General features: G+C 62.7%; 21 protein-coding genes and 2 pseudogenes. 12 read left to right on the plus strand and 11 right to left on the minus strand.

Translation table 11 applies throughout. From position 1 onward, the window contains the following. Positions 1-35: 35 nt before the first annotated feature. The 3 genes and pseudogenes from TVNIR_RS00130 to TVNIR_RS21170 form a co-directional block, all read left to right on the plus strand. Complete coding sequence (locus TVNIR_RS00130) at positions 36-284, plus strand: type II toxin-antitoxin system Phd/YefM family antitoxin (RefSeq protein ID WP_015256905.1); 249 nt, start codon at positions 36-38, stop codon at positions 282-284. Next, positions 277-705: a putative toxin-antitoxin system toxin component, PIN family gene (locus tag TVNIR_RS00135; RefSeq protein ID WP_015256906.1), complete on the plus strand. Its 429-nt coding sequence runs from the start codon at positions 277-279 to the stop codon at positions 703-705. The genes TVNIR_RS00130 and TVNIR_RS00135 overlap by 8 nt, the downstream gene beginning before the upstream one ends. Before the next feature lie 431 nt (positions 706-1,136). Continuing rightward, positions 1,137-1,235: pseudogene (locus TVNIR_RS21170) on the plus strand (FitA-like ribbon-helix-helix domain-containing protein); the annotation flags it as partial. Between the two features lie 346 nt (positions 1,236-1,581). Here the strand turns inward: TVNIR_RS21170 and TVNIR_RS00140 are convergent. The 4 genes from TVNIR_RS00140 to mntA form a co-directional block, all read right to left on the minus strand. Next, positions 1,582-1,935: a type II toxin-antitoxin system HicB family antitoxin gene (locus TVNIR_RS00140; protein ID WP_015256907.1), complete on the minus strand. Its 354-nt coding sequence runs from the start codon at positions 1,933-1,935 to the stop codon at positions 1,582-1,584. Then, positions 1,932-2,186, minus strand: coding sequence for a type II toxin-antitoxin system HicA family toxin (locus TVNIR_RS00145; RefSeq protein ID WP_015256908.1), 255 nt, complete (start codon positions 2,184-2,186; stop codon positions 1,932-1,934). The genes TVNIR_RS00140 and TVNIR_RS00145 overlap by 4 nt, the downstream gene beginning before the upstream one ends. Before the next feature lie 214 nt (positions 2,187-2,400). Next, positions 2,401-2,823, minus strand: a complete 423-nt coding sequence (gene hepT, locus TVNIR_RS00150; RefSeq protein WP_015256909.1) for a type VII toxin-antitoxin system HepT family RNase toxin — start codon at positions 2,821-2,823, stop codon at positions 2,401-2,403. After that, positions 2,823-3,230: a type VII toxin-antitoxin system MntA family adenylyltransferase antitoxin gene (gene mntA / locus TVNIR_RS00155; protein ID WP_043738930.1), complete on the minus strand. Its 408-nt coding sequence runs from the start codon at positions 3,228-3,230 to the stop codon at positions 2,823-2,825. Before mntA ends, hepT begins: the two co-directional genes overlap by 1 nt. Positions 3,231-3,908: 678 nt before the next feature. Between mntA and TVNIR_RS00160 the strand changes: the two genes are divergently transcribed. The 3 genes from TVNIR_RS00160 (at position 3,909) to TVNIR_RS00170 (ending at position 4,879) form a co-directional block, all read left to right on the plus strand. After that, entirely contained in the window at positions 3,909-4,124 is a 216-nt protein-coding gene (locus TVNIR_RS00160) for a FitA-like ribbon-helix-helix domain-containing protein (protein WP_237251833.1), read from the plus strand. A gap of 192 nt (positions 4,125-4,316) precedes the next feature. Further along, positions 4,317-4,565, plus strand: coding sequence for a type II toxin-antitoxin system CcdA family antitoxin (locus TVNIR_RS00165; protein WP_043738933.1), 249 nt, complete (start codon positions 4,317-4,319; stop codon positions 4,563-4,565). After that, entirely contained in the window at positions 4,565-4,879 is a 315-nt protein-coding gene (locus TVNIR_RS00170; RefSeq protein WP_015256913.1) for a CcdB family protein, read from the plus strand. The genes TVNIR_RS00165 and TVNIR_RS00170 overlap by 1 nt, the downstream gene beginning before the upstream one ends. Positions 4,880-4,948: 69 nt before the next feature. Here the strand turns inward: TVNIR_RS00170 and TVNIR_RS00175 are convergent, their stop codons facing one another. From TVNIR_RS00175 to TVNIR_RS20285, 3 genes and pseudogenes are all read right to left on the minus strand, one after another. Next, positions 4,949-5,344: a type II toxin-antitoxin system VapC family toxin gene (locus tag TVNIR_RS00175; RefSeq protein WP_015256914.1), complete on the minus strand. Its 396-nt coding sequence runs from the start codon at positions 5,342-5,344 to the stop codon at positions 4,949-4,951. Positions 5,345-5,348: 4 nt separating this feature from the next. Then, entirely contained in the window at positions 5,349-5,588 is a 240-nt protein-coding gene (locus tag TVNIR_RS00180) for a FitA-like ribbon-helix-helix domain-containing protein (protein ID WP_006746524.1), read from the minus strand. 56 nt (positions 5,589-5,644) lie between these two features. Further along, positions 5,645-5,873 (minus strand): annotated as a pseudogene (locus tag TVNIR_RS20285) (hypothetical protein). Between the two features lie 246 nt (positions 5,874-6,119). Here TVNIR_RS20285 and TVNIR_RS00185 point away from each other — a divergent pair. Both TVNIR_RS00185 and TVNIR_RS00190 read left to right on the plus strand, forming a co-directional pair. Beyond that, positions 6,120-6,350: an AbrB/MazE/SpoVT family DNA-binding domain-containing protein gene (locus TVNIR_RS00185; protein WP_006746523.1), complete on the plus strand. Its 231-nt coding sequence runs from the start codon at positions 6,120-6,122 to the stop codon at positions 6,348-6,350. After that, positions 6,340-6,684 (plus strand): type II toxin-antitoxin system PemK/MazF family toxin, encoded by a 345-nt coding sequence (locus TVNIR_RS00190; RefSeq protein WP_006746522.1) that lies wholly within the window; start codon positions 6,340-6,342, stop codon positions 6,682-6,684. Before TVNIR_RS00185 ends, TVNIR_RS00190 begins: the two co-directional genes overlap by 11 nt. A gap of 17 nt (positions 6,685-6,701) precedes the next feature. Here the strand turns inward: TVNIR_RS00190 and TVNIR_RS00195 are convergent, their stop codons facing one another. Next, the gene (locus TVNIR_RS00195) at positions 6,702-7,550 is read right to left on the minus strand and encodes an REP-associated tyrosine transposase (protein ID WP_015256915.1); all 849 of its coding nucleotides are present in this window, start codon (positions 7,548-7,550) and stop codon (positions 6,702-6,704) included. Positions 7,551-7,611: 61 nt separating this feature from the next. Next, positions 7,612-8,562: an IS4 family transposase gene (locus TVNIR_RS00200; protein WP_083499308.1), complete on the minus strand. Its 951-nt coding sequence runs from the start codon at positions 8,560-8,562 to the stop codon at positions 7,612-7,614. A 356-nt stretch (positions 8,563-8,918) separates the two neighbouring features. On the opposite strand from TVNIR_RS00200, the gene TVNIR_RS00205 reads away from it, so the two are divergent. From TVNIR_RS00205 to TVNIR_RS00220, 4 genes are all read left to right on the plus strand, one after another. Further along, positions 8,919-9,266 (plus strand): hypothetical protein, encoded by a 348-nt coding sequence (locus TVNIR_RS00205; protein WP_043738935.1) that lies wholly within the window; start codon positions 8,919-8,921, stop codon positions 9,264-9,266. Positions 9,267-9,324: 58 nt separating this feature from the next. Continuing rightward, complete coding sequence (locus TVNIR_RS00210; RefSeq protein WP_015256917.1) at positions 9,325-9,969, plus strand: DNA adenine methylase; 645 nt, start codon at positions 9,325-9,327, stop codon at positions 9,967-9,969. Positions 9,970-10,007: 38 nt separating this feature from the next. Then, a complete protein-coding gene (locus TVNIR_RS00215; protein ID WP_015256918.1) occupies positions 10,008-11,441 on the plus strand; it encodes an IS66 family transposase in 1,434 nt (477 codons plus the stop codon). A gap of 203 nt (positions 11,442-11,644) precedes the next feature. Further along, positions 11,645-12,754, plus strand: a complete 1,110-nt coding sequence (locus tag TVNIR_RS00220; protein ID WP_257720622.1) for a glycosyltransferase family 39 protein — start codon at positions 11,645-11,647, stop codon at positions 12,752-12,754. Here TVNIR_RS00220 and TVNIR_RS21175 read toward each other — a convergent pair. Both TVNIR_RS21175 and TVNIR_RS00225 read right to left on the minus strand, forming a co-directional pair. Then, positions 12,678-13,124, minus strand: a complete 447-nt coding sequence (locus TVNIR_RS21175; RefSeq protein WP_083499310.1) for a GtrA family protein — start codon at positions 13,122-13,124, stop codon at positions 12,678-12,680. The genes TVNIR_RS00220 and TVNIR_RS21175 overlap by 77 nt on opposite strands. Continuing rightward, positions 13,117-14,061, minus strand: coding sequence for a glycosyltransferase (locus TVNIR_RS00225; protein WP_015256920.1), 945 nt, complete (start codon positions 14,059-14,061; stop codon positions 13,117-13,119). Before TVNIR_RS00225 ends, TVNIR_RS21175 begins: the two co-directional genes overlap by 8 nt. Positions 14,062-14,084: the final 23 nt, after the last annotated feature.

Genomic DNA, 14,084 nt, shown 5'->3' on the forward strand with positions numbered 1-14,084 from the left:
TACACTCTGTACAAAATAGACGTGAGGGCTCAGCCATGCGCACCGTGACCGCAACGGAAGCCAAACAAGGACTCGCCGGAGTCATCGAAGCGGCCCGCAAGGAGCCGGTGATCATCCAGCGACAGAAGCGCGATGTCGCTGTGGTGCTGTCTCCGGCCGAGTACCAACGCCTGGTGCGTCTGAACGCCGACGAATTTCAGCGTTTTTGCGATCAAGTCGGCGGAAAGGCCGAAGCGGCCGGACTGACCCAGGAGAAACTCGACCAGTTACTGGCCGATGCCTGACTCTGGGGTCGCGAACGCCTGGGTTCTGGATACCAACCTGCTGATCAGTCGTCTGCTGGTACCTTCCGGCACCGCGGCGAAGGCGGTGGATCACGCACTCGGCCGCGGCATCCTCCTGGCGTCCGAGGCCACGCTGCAGGAACTCGTCACGGTGCTTGGTCGGTCGAAGTTCGATTCCTACGTGAGCCGCGAGGATCGCCAGCAGTTCATTCGTCTTCTCGGCGGCATCGCTCGCGTGGTTTCCATTTCCGCTCCGATCCGGGCGTGCCGCGATCCCAGGGACGATAAGTTCCTCGAACTCGCGGTCCACGGCGAGGCCCGGACCATCATCACCGGGGATGCCGACCTGCTGGATCTCGACCCGTTCCATGGCATACGCATCGTGAGGCCTGCTGATTTCCTGCGGATGCACGAGGGATAGGGCGGGAAGCAGCATCACTGGGGGCACTGGGGTCAGGTCTCGCCTTGTAGCATGCCTGTGCGTCCCCGGCTTTCGCCGGGATGGCCGGTCATGCTGGCCGGAAGTCCGGCATCAGCGGCTTGCCACGTGAAGGCAGGCGTCATGTGGTTCATGGGGTCGGTAGAGGATTGCGTGGAATCGATTCAGCACGCTAAACCCCGAATCTGGCGAAACGTCATCAGACCTCAGGGTGATCGAGCACCACTTCCAGCATTTCTGTCAGGGACGGAGCGGCAGGTGGGTGTCCCGGAGTTCAGCGCAGTCCGCGTGGGTGGTTTCTGGCTTTGGCGCTAGGCGGGCGCCGATAGCGGAGTCATTGAAACGATCGTAGCCAATGCCTAACATGTCATCAATGACTGCAGAAGCTGCAATGGGGGCATGCCGTGGCGACAATGACCATCCGTAACCTCGATGAAAAGGTCAAGGCACGATTGCGGGTTCAGGCCGCAATGCACGGCCGTTCCATGGAAGATGAGGCCCGGGACATCCTGCGCGCCGCGTTGTCCGCGGTGCCTGATGACGGACATACGCTGATCGGTGCGATTCGCAGTCGGATCGAACCTCTGGGCGGGGTTGAGCTCGAACCGCCGGAACGGGAGCCCATTCGCAGGCCCGTTGATCTCGGAACAGCATTTGGGGGTCAGGTCTCGCCTTGTAGCATGCCTGCGGGTCCCCGGCTTTCGCCGGGATGGCCGGTCATGCTGGCCGGAAGTCCGGCATCAGCGGCTTACCGAGTGATGGCAGGCGACAAGCGTTACCAGGCGATACCTGACCCCATCCAGCATGCATCCGGCAGATTCTGGTTGCCGCCACTTCGGGATACCGCTCGCGCTGGGGTCAGTGCGCGACGCGATCCTTCTGGTCCAGGTACTCGCGCAGTGCATCGCTCACTACCGTGTTCAGGTTCAGGCCCCTGCGCCGGGCGAAGAGCATGGCCCGCCGGTGCAAATCGGGCCCGGGGCGTACGTTGAAACTGCCCTTGAGTGGCTCGTCGGGGGTGCGTCCCTGTTCGGCACACAGCGCAAGGTAGTCGTCCACGGCCTCGTGGAAGGCTTGCTTCAGGCTCCTCGCGTCGGTTCCCTCGTAAGTGACCAGGTCGCGGATGAACTCCAGGCGGCCATGAAACACCTCGTCTTCGTCGCTGAAGTCGACCGAGCCCAGGTAACCCTTGTATTCGAGCATGGTGGTCATACCAGACCCTCCTCCTTCAGAACCCGCAGCAACGCCGCCATGGCATACCGCTTCACGACATTGCCCGGGTGGGGTTTGTGCAACGAGATCGTTGGCGCAGTCGCGTGTACGAATCGTCGTCGGGAGCCGCCCGTGCTACCTGCAGTAGCCTGTGTGTAATCCAGGGCTTCCAGCAAGCGGACCAACTCGTCCCAGGTGAAATCGCTCGGCTGCTCCCGGAACCTTGCGATCAGTTTCTCGGCCCGACTCATGGCGTGGCACCGCTCCGTGGTTACCGCTGATGCCAAGTATGCGCGGTTCTGACGAGCCCCCGCAACTATTCTCAGTTGCGGGGGCTGCAGCACTGGGGTCACCGGCAGCCGATCCCGCATCTCGGGGATCAGGTCTCGCCTTGTCACACGCGACGCGGCAAATGACCGCGGGTTTCGCTTGGCGCTTACAGGGGCGCCGATGGGGAGGCCGCGTTCATGGGCGCTGAGCGTACTGCATGGACGCATGTAGGGCGGCCGAGAATCGCTCGAAATCGCCCAAGTGGTGATCAAGGATATCCCGAAGCTTGTCTGTATTCACGGTTTGATATCCGTGGACGAGAATATTGCGTAACCCTGCCATGGCGGCCAGCGTCTCACCCAGTTCACGGTCGATGACGTGGTCCTCGGCTAGCATTGTGAACAAGGCACGGTTGGTTTCGGGTTCACCCAGGCGCCGCGCCGAAACCCAGTGCGACGCGGCATCAAGGGCCGCCTGGATTGCAAGCTGCAGGGTGTGTTCCACGAAGCGCCGTTCCCGGACGTCGATGGCGAGGCGTTCTGGGTCGGCCAACTCTTTGAGTTCCCGCACGCAGGTCTGGATGAAAGCCAGCTTTTTCTCGATCAGGGCGGTGTCCATCAGGCGAAACCAGCCCGGCGATATTCGTGCAGGTAGGGCAGCAGATCGAAATAGTCGTTGCGGGCGCGCACCTCAAAGGCGATGCGGCGGTTCGGGTTTCGGTCCACGAGAAGAATGCCGTCGCGCAGCACGCGGTGGATGAGGTCGGGCGGGGCGTTCTCGATGGCCACGAGGTCCACCGGCCGGCCCAGCGCATCCTCCAGGTCGAGTCGCAGTCCGGCGAGTGGGCCGCGCAGCGTGTCTGCCGTGGGCTGCTCGAAGAGCACAGCGAGATCGATGTCGCTGGAGGCGGTCGCGTCGCCCCGCGCCATGCTGCCAAAAAGGTACGCGCAGGCCAGGCCTGGCTGTCGGTCCAGCAGGACGCGCAGCTGTCCAACCAAGCGGTCGTCTGCGGCCGATATACCCATGCGCGCATTGTCGAATGCGTTATTCCAAGGATGCAAGCGACGATACCTCGCGTGCAGATCCAGCGGGCCTCTGAGGTGGCCCGGTTCGAGCCTGCGCCCTACCGAAGGCTGGAGGGTGACGGGTGTCAGCCCTGGGACGCAACGGGTTGGGGAACAGGGGGCTCTTCCCATTTATCGCAAATCGGGAAGAGTCCCCGTTTGCCCATGAGAAGCAAAATGAAACTCGAAGTTGCATTGTGCTTCTCAGCGCCGTAGCGTTGCCTTCATGCGTACTCTGGGGTCAGGTCTCGCCTTGTAACATGATTGCGGGACCCCGGCTTTCGCCGGGATGGCCGGTCATGCTTGCCGGAAGTCCGGCATCAACAGCTTGCCACGTGAAGGCAGGCGTCATGTGGTTCATGGGGTCGTTAGATGATCGCGTGGAATCGATCCAGCACGCTGCGCCCCGAATCTGGCGAAACGTCATCAGATCTCAGGGTGATCGAGCACCACTTCCAGCATTTCTGTCAGGGAAGAAGCGGCAGGTGGGGTCCCGGAGCTCAGCGCAGTCGGCGTGGGTGGTGTCTGCCATTGGTGCCAGGCAGGCGCCGATAGCGGAGTCGTTGAAACGATCGTAGCCGATGCCTAACATGTCATCAATGACTGCAGAAGCTGCAATGGAGGCATGCCGTGGCGACAATGACCATCCGCAACCTCGATGAAAAGCTCAAGGCACGATTGAGGGTTCAGGCCGCAATGCACGGCCGTTCCATGGAAGATGAGGCCCGGGACATCCTGCGCGCCGCGTTGTCCGCGGTGCCTGATGACGGACATACGCTGATCGGCGCGATTCGCAGTCGGATCGAACCTCTGGGCGGCATTGATCTTGTTAATCCGTGGATGAACGTTCCGTAATTCCTTCTCCAGCGAATCCGGAGTCACGAACCCGGGTTCAAACCCGGGGTCAGGTCTCGCCTTGTAGCACGCTACGCGGCAAATGACCGGGGTTCTACTAGCGCTTACACCCCTGGCTCGAATGGCTCGGTTTGTGCCCACGTCTTTCATGCGCCTAAACTATGCGCATTCTTCATGTGTGACGGATTCATCATGCCGAACTCCACGAGGGGCTCCCATACCTCCAAGCGGGCCGTGAACCTGAGCATCGACGCCGAGCTGCTGGCGGAGGCGCGCCGGTTCGGACTCAATCTGTCCGGATTGTTGGAGGAGCGCCTGTCGGGGGCGGTGCGCGAGCAACGGCGCAAGCTGTGGTTGGCGGAGAACACCGGGGCCATCGAGGATTACAACTCCCGAATCGATGCGCGTGGCAGCTATGCTGACCGCGTGCGGCGCTTTTGATGCGCCAGTTCGACGTCCTGCACAATCCGAATTCGGAGACCGCTTCGTGGGCACCGTACCTTCTGGTGCTTCAAAGTGATCTGCTCGGCCAGTTGCGCACCACGGTGGTCGCTCCCCTGGTGCGGCCGGCCGATTTCGGCAGGCCGGCGCAGGTGTTGAACCCGGTGTTCGAAGTGCGAGGCGAGCCATTGGTGCTCTCCACCGCCGAGCTCGCCGGTGTCTCCGCGCCGATACTGGGCGAGACGGTGGCTTCGCTGGCCGGCCAGCGCAACGAAATCATCGCAGCCATCGACCTCTTGTTCACGGGAATTTGACCCCCCCGAACCGGGCCATGTACCCCGGGGTCAGGTCTCGCCCGGTAGCATTCGGCGGGCGATGGTGGCTCACGCCATGCTGGGATCGATCCCGGCTGCAAGCTGGAGCAGCCCGCCGTCGGCTGAAAGCAGACGTGCGCCGAAGCGCATGGCGAGTACGACATAGATGAGGTCATATACGGGGTGGTTGTGCAGAATCGCCAGGGAAAGTGCTTCGGTCGCCAGATTTGCGTCTGGCTCGAAGGCATCGACCAGGCTCAGCGCTTCCTCCAGACGGGTCAGCGCCGTATTCTTGTCGATGACGCCGGCGCGCGTGTATTTCCAGAGAGTGTTCGCCACTTCGCCATGAAAAAGTGCCGGGGCCAGCACCATTTGGCTGGTTTCCAGCCGGTCAATGAACTCGCCCGATCGCTCGGTGCGCATGACCATGTGCACCGCCGCCGATGCGTCGAGTACGGTTCGCACGAGGTCAGCGTCCCCGGTCTTCGCGGATGAGAGCCTCGGGCGAGGGCTCGGCGGGCGTAACCATTTCGGTTAGGTTGCGTTTGATCTCCGTGAGAACACGCTGCCGAGTTTGGGATTGTTCCGCCGTCTTGCCGCGCAACTCGACCAGTGCCTGTTGCGCGAGGCTGCGCTGGGCTCGTTCGGCCCGGAACGCCAGGGCCTGGTACACGTCATCCGGCAGGTTGCGGATTTGCAGGGTAGGCATGTTCGACCTCGGTCTGCAGCATAGTGCATGCATTATGCTGCAGACCGAGGTCAGGTTCAATGCTCTGCGGACACCCGCGCATCGATAGGGGTAGGTGGCGCCTTGCGGCATTGAGTTGGGTTTCCCCGACGTCGGTGTCGAGGTGCTCCAGGTCGGCCCGCTCCTTCGGCTTCCGCGTAGGGCGGAAGAGGCCGAAGGCCGTCATCCGCCATCCCCACGCCGGGGTTGCCGCGGGCGCGGGGGCGCTCCGAACGCCGCACGGCGGATGACGCTGCGCTCTTCCACCCTACACGTCGAAACACCTCGTCTTCGTCGCTGTAGTCGCGCGAGTTCCCTGGGTCAGGTCTCGCTTGGTAGCATCCGCAAACTGCCGGATGTGCTACAAGGCGAGACCTGACCCCCCCCCGCGTCAGTTATGCGCAATGCCTCGCTCCGAGCAAGCCGGAGGGCGGCGACGCTGCAGACGAATGGTGTTCTCGGCCTTCCGGCAGTACAGTACGAATGTAATGCAATGCTTGCCGGAAGACGACCATGCCCGCCATCGCGAGAATTACCGCCAAAGGCCAGACGACCATTCCGAAGCAGGTGCGCGCTGCCTTGCATGTCGCACCCGGCGACCTCATCGCATGGGAGATCCATCCTGATGGGACTGCGTCGGTGCGGCGCGTGCAGCCTCTGGACGTGGACTACCTGCGCGCCCTCGAAGCAACCCTGTCCGAGTGGTCCAGCCCGGCCGATGAGGAAGCTTACCGTGACCTATGACCGCTTCACGGTCGTGCGCGTGCCGTTTCCGTTCACCGATCGCAGCGCTGTCAAGAACCGCCCGGCCCTGGTGCTTTCGGATGCCGCGGCCTTTAGCGCGACCGCTGGGCACTCGGTGATGGCGATGATTACTTCGAAGGGCAACGCACCCTGGCCACTCGATTGCTCAATCAGCGAACTTGACGCCGCCGGCCTGCCGGCGCCGTCCGTGGTGCGCTTCAAGCTGTTTACCCTCGATCACCGCCTGATTCGGAGCACCCTGGGCCAACTCGCCGAGGCCGACCGTGCAACCGTGCGCAGCGCATTGAAGCGCTTGCTGGGCGGCGCCGCGTAAGGGCTCCGTCGTTGGGGTCAGGTCTCGTCTGACAGCATCCTGCGGCGTACGATCCGCCCGACCGTTGCCGGGTGGAGGCCGAAGTGCTCCCCGATCTGCCGGTAGCTGTAGGCGCCGGTGTCGTGGGCTGCGGCGATCGCGGTGTCGCGATCCGGGCTGTTGGCAGCGATGCTCTCCAGTGAAGGGGCCGGTGCTCGCCGTTGCTGCTGCGGGATGCCCAGTGGGTCGCCGCGCACCTCGGCCCGCCCTTGCATCGACTCCACGAACGCCTCGTCGCCAAGGTAGATCTGGCTTCGGAGTCCGTCCCAGGGGTTCGTGCCGATGCCGTCCGCGACGAAGGCTTGGTAATGCGCCTGCGCCCGTTTGCGTTGCCGGCCGAAGGCGGACAGCAGTGCATCGGTGGTGAGCCAGGCGGGCCGAGGCGCGGCCCCGATCGTCGCGTTGTAGCTGCTCCAGGCCCATTCGTTGGGCTGCGCCACCAGGCCCGCCCGCACCGGATTGAGCACCACATATCGCGCCAGTTCCAGCAGGTAGCTTTCGCGTTCCACGAGGATGGCCTTGAATCGGCCCTGGAACACGTGGCCGGCGCGGCCGTGGCGCCGATTGGATGCCTGCGTGTACACGCCATTGAGGTGGCGCATCCCTCGGGATAGATTCGCCTCCGGTGTTTCAGCCAGGATGTGGTAGTGGTTGGTCATCAGACAGTAGGCGTGGCACAGCCAGCGGAACCGCGTGACGACCTCGCCGAGAATCTCCAGGAATCGCTGGCGATCCGCGTCGTCCTCGTAGATGTTCTCCCGCCGGTCGCCCCGCGAGGTGACGTGATACAGGGCTCCGGGGAACTCGATGCGTAACGGTCTCGCCATGGTGGGAAAGGATAGCGCGGGAAGGTGGGATGCTACCAGGCGAGACCTGACCCCGTCGGTTTCAGAACTGTTCCACACGCAGCGCCGGCTTCAGTGCCTTGAACGACTCCTCGACCGCCCAGCGCTGCTGGTACAGGTCCTTGAACAGGTGGGCGGGAAAGGCTTCGGCATCAAGCAGGCTGGTGGCGAGCACTTCGGTGGTTCCCCCGGGCAGCGACACCCGCACCAGACGCAGGCGCAGGGGTGCGGCGGAGATCCCGAGCTGGGCGCAGTCGCGTCTCGGCCCCGCGTTGGCGCGCCACTCGATGATCGCGTCGTGGGCACCGGACTTCAGGAACTCGATCACCTCGGTGCAGAAGTTCAGCGTCAGCCGGGCGCAGAAGGCGCGGTCGAGATGGCGGTGCAGCGCGAACAGCGCGAACGAAGGAAAGCCGCGGTCATAGAGCATCAGGTCGGTCGACGCCCGTTCTTCGAGCAGCCGTTCCGCGAGGAAACGCTCGCCCATGTAGCTGGGGGACAGCTCGCCGCCGAGCGGAATGCCATTGCTCGCATCAAAGTGGCTGACGTACAGCGCCATCGGGCGCTCGGTTGCGGTCTGGTTGCCCTGGGTGCCAAAGGTTTCGGCCAATTCGGGATCCAGCGGCAGGCGGATCTTGGTGCCATCCACCGCCACCAGCCGGTACCCCATCCAGCGACTGCCGGGCACCTGCTCTGTGAACCAGCCCGCCACCCGTTGTTGCAGTTCGATCAGGGCCTCGTAGGGAAACTTCCGATAGGCCTTGGACAAGGCCTGCTTCGTGACGCCCAGCGGCACGCCCTTGAGACCCAGCCCCTGGCACAGGGCATCGGCGCCATGGCGCAGCGAGACGATCGGGCCCGAGAGCAGCGATAGGGCCACGCGTTCGAAGGTCAGGGTGCGTTGGCGGGAGAAGTCGGTGGGCTGGTAGCGGTGTCCGGCGACGAATTCCGGGTCGTTCAGGGTCGATCGAATGTTATCAAGAACCATTCTCATATAAGAAACTCGGTCCCGCCAGTGCAGTCAAGGCCTCTTTCCGGAATTCACGCATCATTCTTCTCCATGTGTCCTGGGGTTGACGATGTGGAAATTATAACAAAAACAGATGCCTATTGCCTAAGTTCACGACATTGGACGAAAGGGGCGGCAACAGATAGGCCGGAGCTACGGCGGTGGTAACCTGTCCTCTACTCTACCCGTCGGTGCATCGGTCCCACTGAAAACCCAGCCTTTCGCGAGATTCTCATCCCATCGCCTGTCTGATGCCCCTTGTCTCTGTAACGCTGGAGCGGCTTGCTGTCGGAGCCCGATGCCTGGATACTGCGCGGACAACTTCCCACGAGATCTGCCCAATGGACTTGCAGTCTCTGTTACATCGCCAGATCCGTATGGAGCGCAGCCAGATCTGGATCCTCTCCCTCTTGTTCATTGTCGTTCTGATTGGCGCCGATCTGCGCTATCAGTCGGTGGTGCACACGGAGGTTGTCGCTCCGGCGATTCGTGCCGACGCACGCGACTACGTTCTTTATGCATGGAACTTCAAGCACTTCGGCGTCTATTCCCGCTCTGCCACCGGTATTGCTGCGCGCGAAGCCGGCGCGCCTTCCGTTGTGCCTCCTCCGGATGCGGTTCGCACCCCCGGGTACCCCCTTTTCCTGGTATCCGTTCAGCCCCCCCTGGAGAAAGCTGCGATGACTTGACGGTATAGCGCGTCGCGGCTATGGTGGTCTCCATGATCACGGGGATGGGAGGCGTGCGATGGGCGGCTATTTCGGTTCGAAGGCGACGGTCGGGTTGTGCCAATCGATCATTGCCTTGATGCCGCCGCACGACACCTACATCGAAACCCATCTCGGTGGTGGGGCGATCATGCAGCGCAAGCCGGCGGCGTTGCGCAATATTGGCATCGACCTGGACCCGCAAGCACTGCGGGAGTTTGCGGGCCCCTATCCGATCGAGAAGGTGAACGCCTGCGCGCATGCGTTTCTGGCCGGGTTCGATTTCCAGGGCCGGGAATTGGTCTACAGTGATCCGCCGTATCTGCATGCCACCCGCACCTCGCGGCGGCGCTATCGATTTGAATACCAGGAGGCCGACCATCTCGAGCTGCTTGCGCTGCTCCAGTCGCTCCCCTGTTCGGTCATCCTGTCGGGCTACCCCTCGGCGCTGTACGACGAGCATCTGACGGGTTGGCGGAGCCTGGAAGTGCAGGTGATGATCCAGGGTCGGGTGCCGCACCGAGAAACTCTGGTTCAACTTCACGCCCGATCGGGTGCATTGGCCGCGCTATGCGGGGCAAGAACTTCACCGACCGGCAACGGATCAAGCGCAAGGCCGCGAGCTGGGGCGAGCGCTACCGGGCCATGCCCGCGGCGGAGCGCCTGGCGGTGCTCTCGGCCCTGATGGCGGTTGAGGCCGAGGATTGAGGTGGGTCGCGGAGGATGCGCCTGAGCCCACACGATCTTCGGCAGATCGACGAGGCGTTCATCGCGGCCCTGAGCGAAGCCGCGCTGCGCGTGCTTGCGGTGAATCTGCTGGTGGATTTGAAAGAGGCGCATGATCGCCTGGGGCAAAACCCGGCCAACAGTTCCCGGCCATCGAGCAGCCAGCCCCCTTGGGAAGCCGCCAGCGCAGCAGAGACGGAGGACCCAACCGAAGATCCGACGGCGCCCGCGTCAGAACCCCCGTCATCTGCGGCGACCACGCCCGCCTCCGACAAGAACAAGGCGCCCGCCGGCAAACCCGGCAAGCGCCCCGGCGCACCCGGTTGCGGCCGTCTGGTCACGTTGCCGGTGCAGGAGGAGATCCTGCACAGCCCCGATCGCTGCCGATGCTGCGGCACGCCCTTTCCCGCGGATGCTCCGACCAAGGGCTACAATGGTCGCTATGCACTCGATGTGGTCGCCCCCACTTCGGGTTCCCCAGGCCTTGAAGTCCGTCACACCAAGCACGTCTATCTGCAACGGCAATGTTCCTGCGGCCATTGGACGCATGCGGAACCGGGACGCTGTGCAGAGAATACGGATTGGCAGGTCGAACTGACCGAATGGCACCTGGCCGGTCCGATGCTGGTGGCGCTGATCTGCGCCTTGTCGCTGCGCCAGCGCGTTTCGCGCCGGGGTGTCCAGGAGTTTCTGGCCGATTGGCTGGGCGTATCCCTGAGCATCGCGGCGATCCACCAATGCCTGCACGAAGCCGGTCGCGCGGTCGCGCCGGTGATCGAGCGCGATATCGTGCCGTTGATTCGCGAGGCCGAACTGCTGCATGTCGACGAAACCGGCTGGAAAGAGGGAAACCAGCTCTTGTGGCTGTGGGTCTTTACCTGCACCACCGCCACCCTGTTTGCCATCGGCAGGCGTTCCCGCAGGATGCTGCACAAGATCCTGGGCGAAGCGTTCGTTGGCTGGTTGATGAGCGATGGCTTCTGGGCCTATCGCGATTACGATCGCCGCTTGCGCTGCCTGGCGCATCTCATCCGCAAGGCCCATGGGCTGGACCAGAGCCTCGACCCACTGGCGCGACCGTTTGGTGCCGCCACCCTGGCCCTGTTCGAGGACCTGCTCCAGCAAGTCTACCAGGCCCGGGAAGGACCACAGCCTCCGGCCGATCTGTACCAGAAAAACCGCGGCAAGCTCGACGCCTTCAACGACCTATGCGTGGATCACTGGGACTGTGCGCACGAAAAGACGCGGCAACTGGCGCGCGAGTTCACCCATGACTGGGAGGCGATCTGGGCCGTTCTGGAGTTTCCGCGGTTGCCCATCACGAACAATTGGGCCGAACAGGCCTTGCGGCACTGGGTGATCAGCCGTCGCATCAGCCAGGGCACCCGGACCGAGCAGGGTTCTTGGCCTTCGCGCTCCTCGTCAGCGTGATCGAAACCTGCCGCAAGCGCGGGGTCTCGCCCTGGCCCTACCTGGCTCAGGTGGTCCAGCAGCGGCGCAAAGGCGAGCCGGCCCCCGTTCTGCCTGAACCCGCCCCGGCACCATGACCTTTCGCCGCATGCGGTTGTAATACCAGCACTCAAGCCTGGGGGAGTGAACGCATACTTTTCCTGACCCTTTTCATCGGTGAGGAGATCACTGCCGATACCGTTCGGCGCATCCAACTGGCGCAGGTGTTCTTGGGGGTCCTTACGATCCTGCTGGTGTTCGATCTATCGCGGCGCTTTCTCCCAGCGCCGCTCGCCCTCGTCCCCGCGCTTCTCACCGCGTTGAGCCCCCATCTCGCTACATCGGGGATCTACCTCCTCACCGAGACGCTCTTCGCATTTCTGCTCGTGCTCACATTCTGGATCCTTGCCCGTGGCATCGATCATCCGAGGGCCGGCTGGCTCCTGTTGGCAGGCGCGGTGTTGGCGGCCGCGGCACTGACGCGTCCGGCGGTACTGTATTTCGTTGTCCCGCTGGCGTTACTGGTTGCAGTATGGCAACCCAATCGACTGCGTTTGGCTGTGGCACTGGTCCTTGGCTTTTTGCTCGTTTTCCTTCCCTGGACCGCTCGAAATCTGCATACCCTTAACGTAACGTCTGACAGCGCGCTCACCATAAATTTTTTGCATCACGGGCTATACCCCGACTTCCTTTATAACGACGACCCGCAGACCTTTGCGTACCCATATCGGTACGATCCCGAGTCCGATCGGATTTCTGAGAGTGTCGGGTCGGTGCTCCGTGAGATTGGCGACCGGTTTCAGGCAGAACCGGTCCGTTACGCACATTGGTATCTCGTCGGCAAACCCATGATGCTTTGGTCGTGGCATCTGACCGAGAGTATCGGCGGTCCCTTCGTGTATGAGGTTTCCAAGACACCCTATCTCACTCTCCCGCATTTCCGGGGGACCTATGCACTGATGCACATACTGCACTGGCCGCTGGTGCTGCTTGCGGCAGTGGCCAGTCTGTTGGTCTGGTTGCCTCGGGGCGTGCTGGCGCTAAGTAGCAGCACCCTGTGGGCCGGTCGTTCAATCGCCTTGCTGGTGATGTTTTTCTTGGCGATCCACATGGTCGGGGCACCGTTCCCGCGCTATTCGGTGCCGATGCGGCCATTTATCTATGCCCTTGCGCTTTTCCCGATCGGGTGGCTTTGGGAGCGCTGGGTAGGTGGTTGGCTCAGCGCAGCTTGGCGCCGGGCCTCGCTCCGAACACCAGCCATTTCGAGCCCGCAAAATTCAAGAGAAAACCAGTGAGGGAGCCCACCGCGACTGCAAGCACTGGCGCGTCCCGAAACGGCTGGCTCAAGTACACCAGTAGGGCGTAGACTGTGTAATTCACCGCGCCGCCTGCCGCGTTGACCGTGAGAAATCTCAGCCACTGACTGCCCAACTGTGTCGATGTGCTTACAAAAGTGAAGCGGCGGTTCAGAAACCAGGTGGTGGTCGCGGCTGCGAGGTAGGAGACGACCCTCGCCCTGTAAAGGTCCATGCCCCCAAGGTGAATCGCTGCCAGCAGGGCGAGGGCATCGACTCCGAAGCCCACGACGCCTACTAAACCGAACCGCAGCGCTTCCCCGGTCCACCGTCGCGTATGCTCGCGGGCTTGACGGACCCCGTTATTCATTCCTGCCGGGCGGCCCCAACACGGCGAGATAGAAGAGCCTTTTCATTTCCCTCCGCCCGAGAGTGACCGTATTCAGTATGAACCCACTGGTCAGGCTTACGAACGCGAGAAGCATCAGGCCGGTAGCGAGGATCGCAGTCGGGAATCGCGGGACCAGACCGGTTTCCATGAACTCGATCAGCACCGGGGTTGCCAGCCCGACAGACACCAGTGCCAAGAACGCGAACACCGCGGAGAAGAACGGAAGCGGTCTCTCATCGCGGACCAGAAGCGCGATAGTCGCCAGTATTCGTGCGCCGTCGCTCAGAGTACGCAGCTTGCTGGGCGAGTCGAACGGCCTGGCGCGATAGGGAGTGTCGATTTCATCGATAGGAAGGTGGAGTCCAAGCGCGTGAACCGTCAGTTCCGTCTCGATTTCAAATCCAGTCGATAGTGCTGGGAAGCTCTTGACGAAGCGGCGGGAGAACACCCGGTACCCTGAGAGCATATCGCTGACCCGGTGGCCGAATACCAAGCCAACAATGCGAGTTAAGATTGCGTTGCCCAATCGATGGCCCGTCCGATACGCGTCGGACTCGGTTTCGACCCGGGTGGCGGTAACCATGTCGAGTTGGTTGTCCAGCAGTAGATTGATGAGCAAGGGCGCACTGGCTGCGTTATAGGTGCCGTCACCATCGACCAAGACGTAGATGTCCGCTTCGACGTCGGCGAACATCCGTCGTACTACGTGTCCCTTTCCCTGCTGCACTTCGCGGCGGACGGTGGCGCCGGCATCGCGAGCCAGGGCCGCGCTGTCATCCGTAGAGTTGTTGTCGTAAACATACACCTCGGCACCCGGCAGGGATTCGCGGAACGTGTGTACTACCGAGGCGATCGATGCCGACTCGTTGTAGCAGGGAATAAGCACGGCGGTGCGGAGGGTCTGGCCGGATGTCATGCTCGCGGATCATCCATGACAGT

The sequence above is a fragment of the Thioalkalivibrio nitratireducens DSM 14787 genome (assembly GCF_000321415.2).
In the GTDB taxonomy this organism is placed as follows: domain Bacteria; phylum Pseudomonadota; class Gammaproteobacteria; order Ectothiorhodospirales; family Ectothiorhodospiraceae; genus Thioalkalivibrio; species Thioalkalivibrio nitratireducens.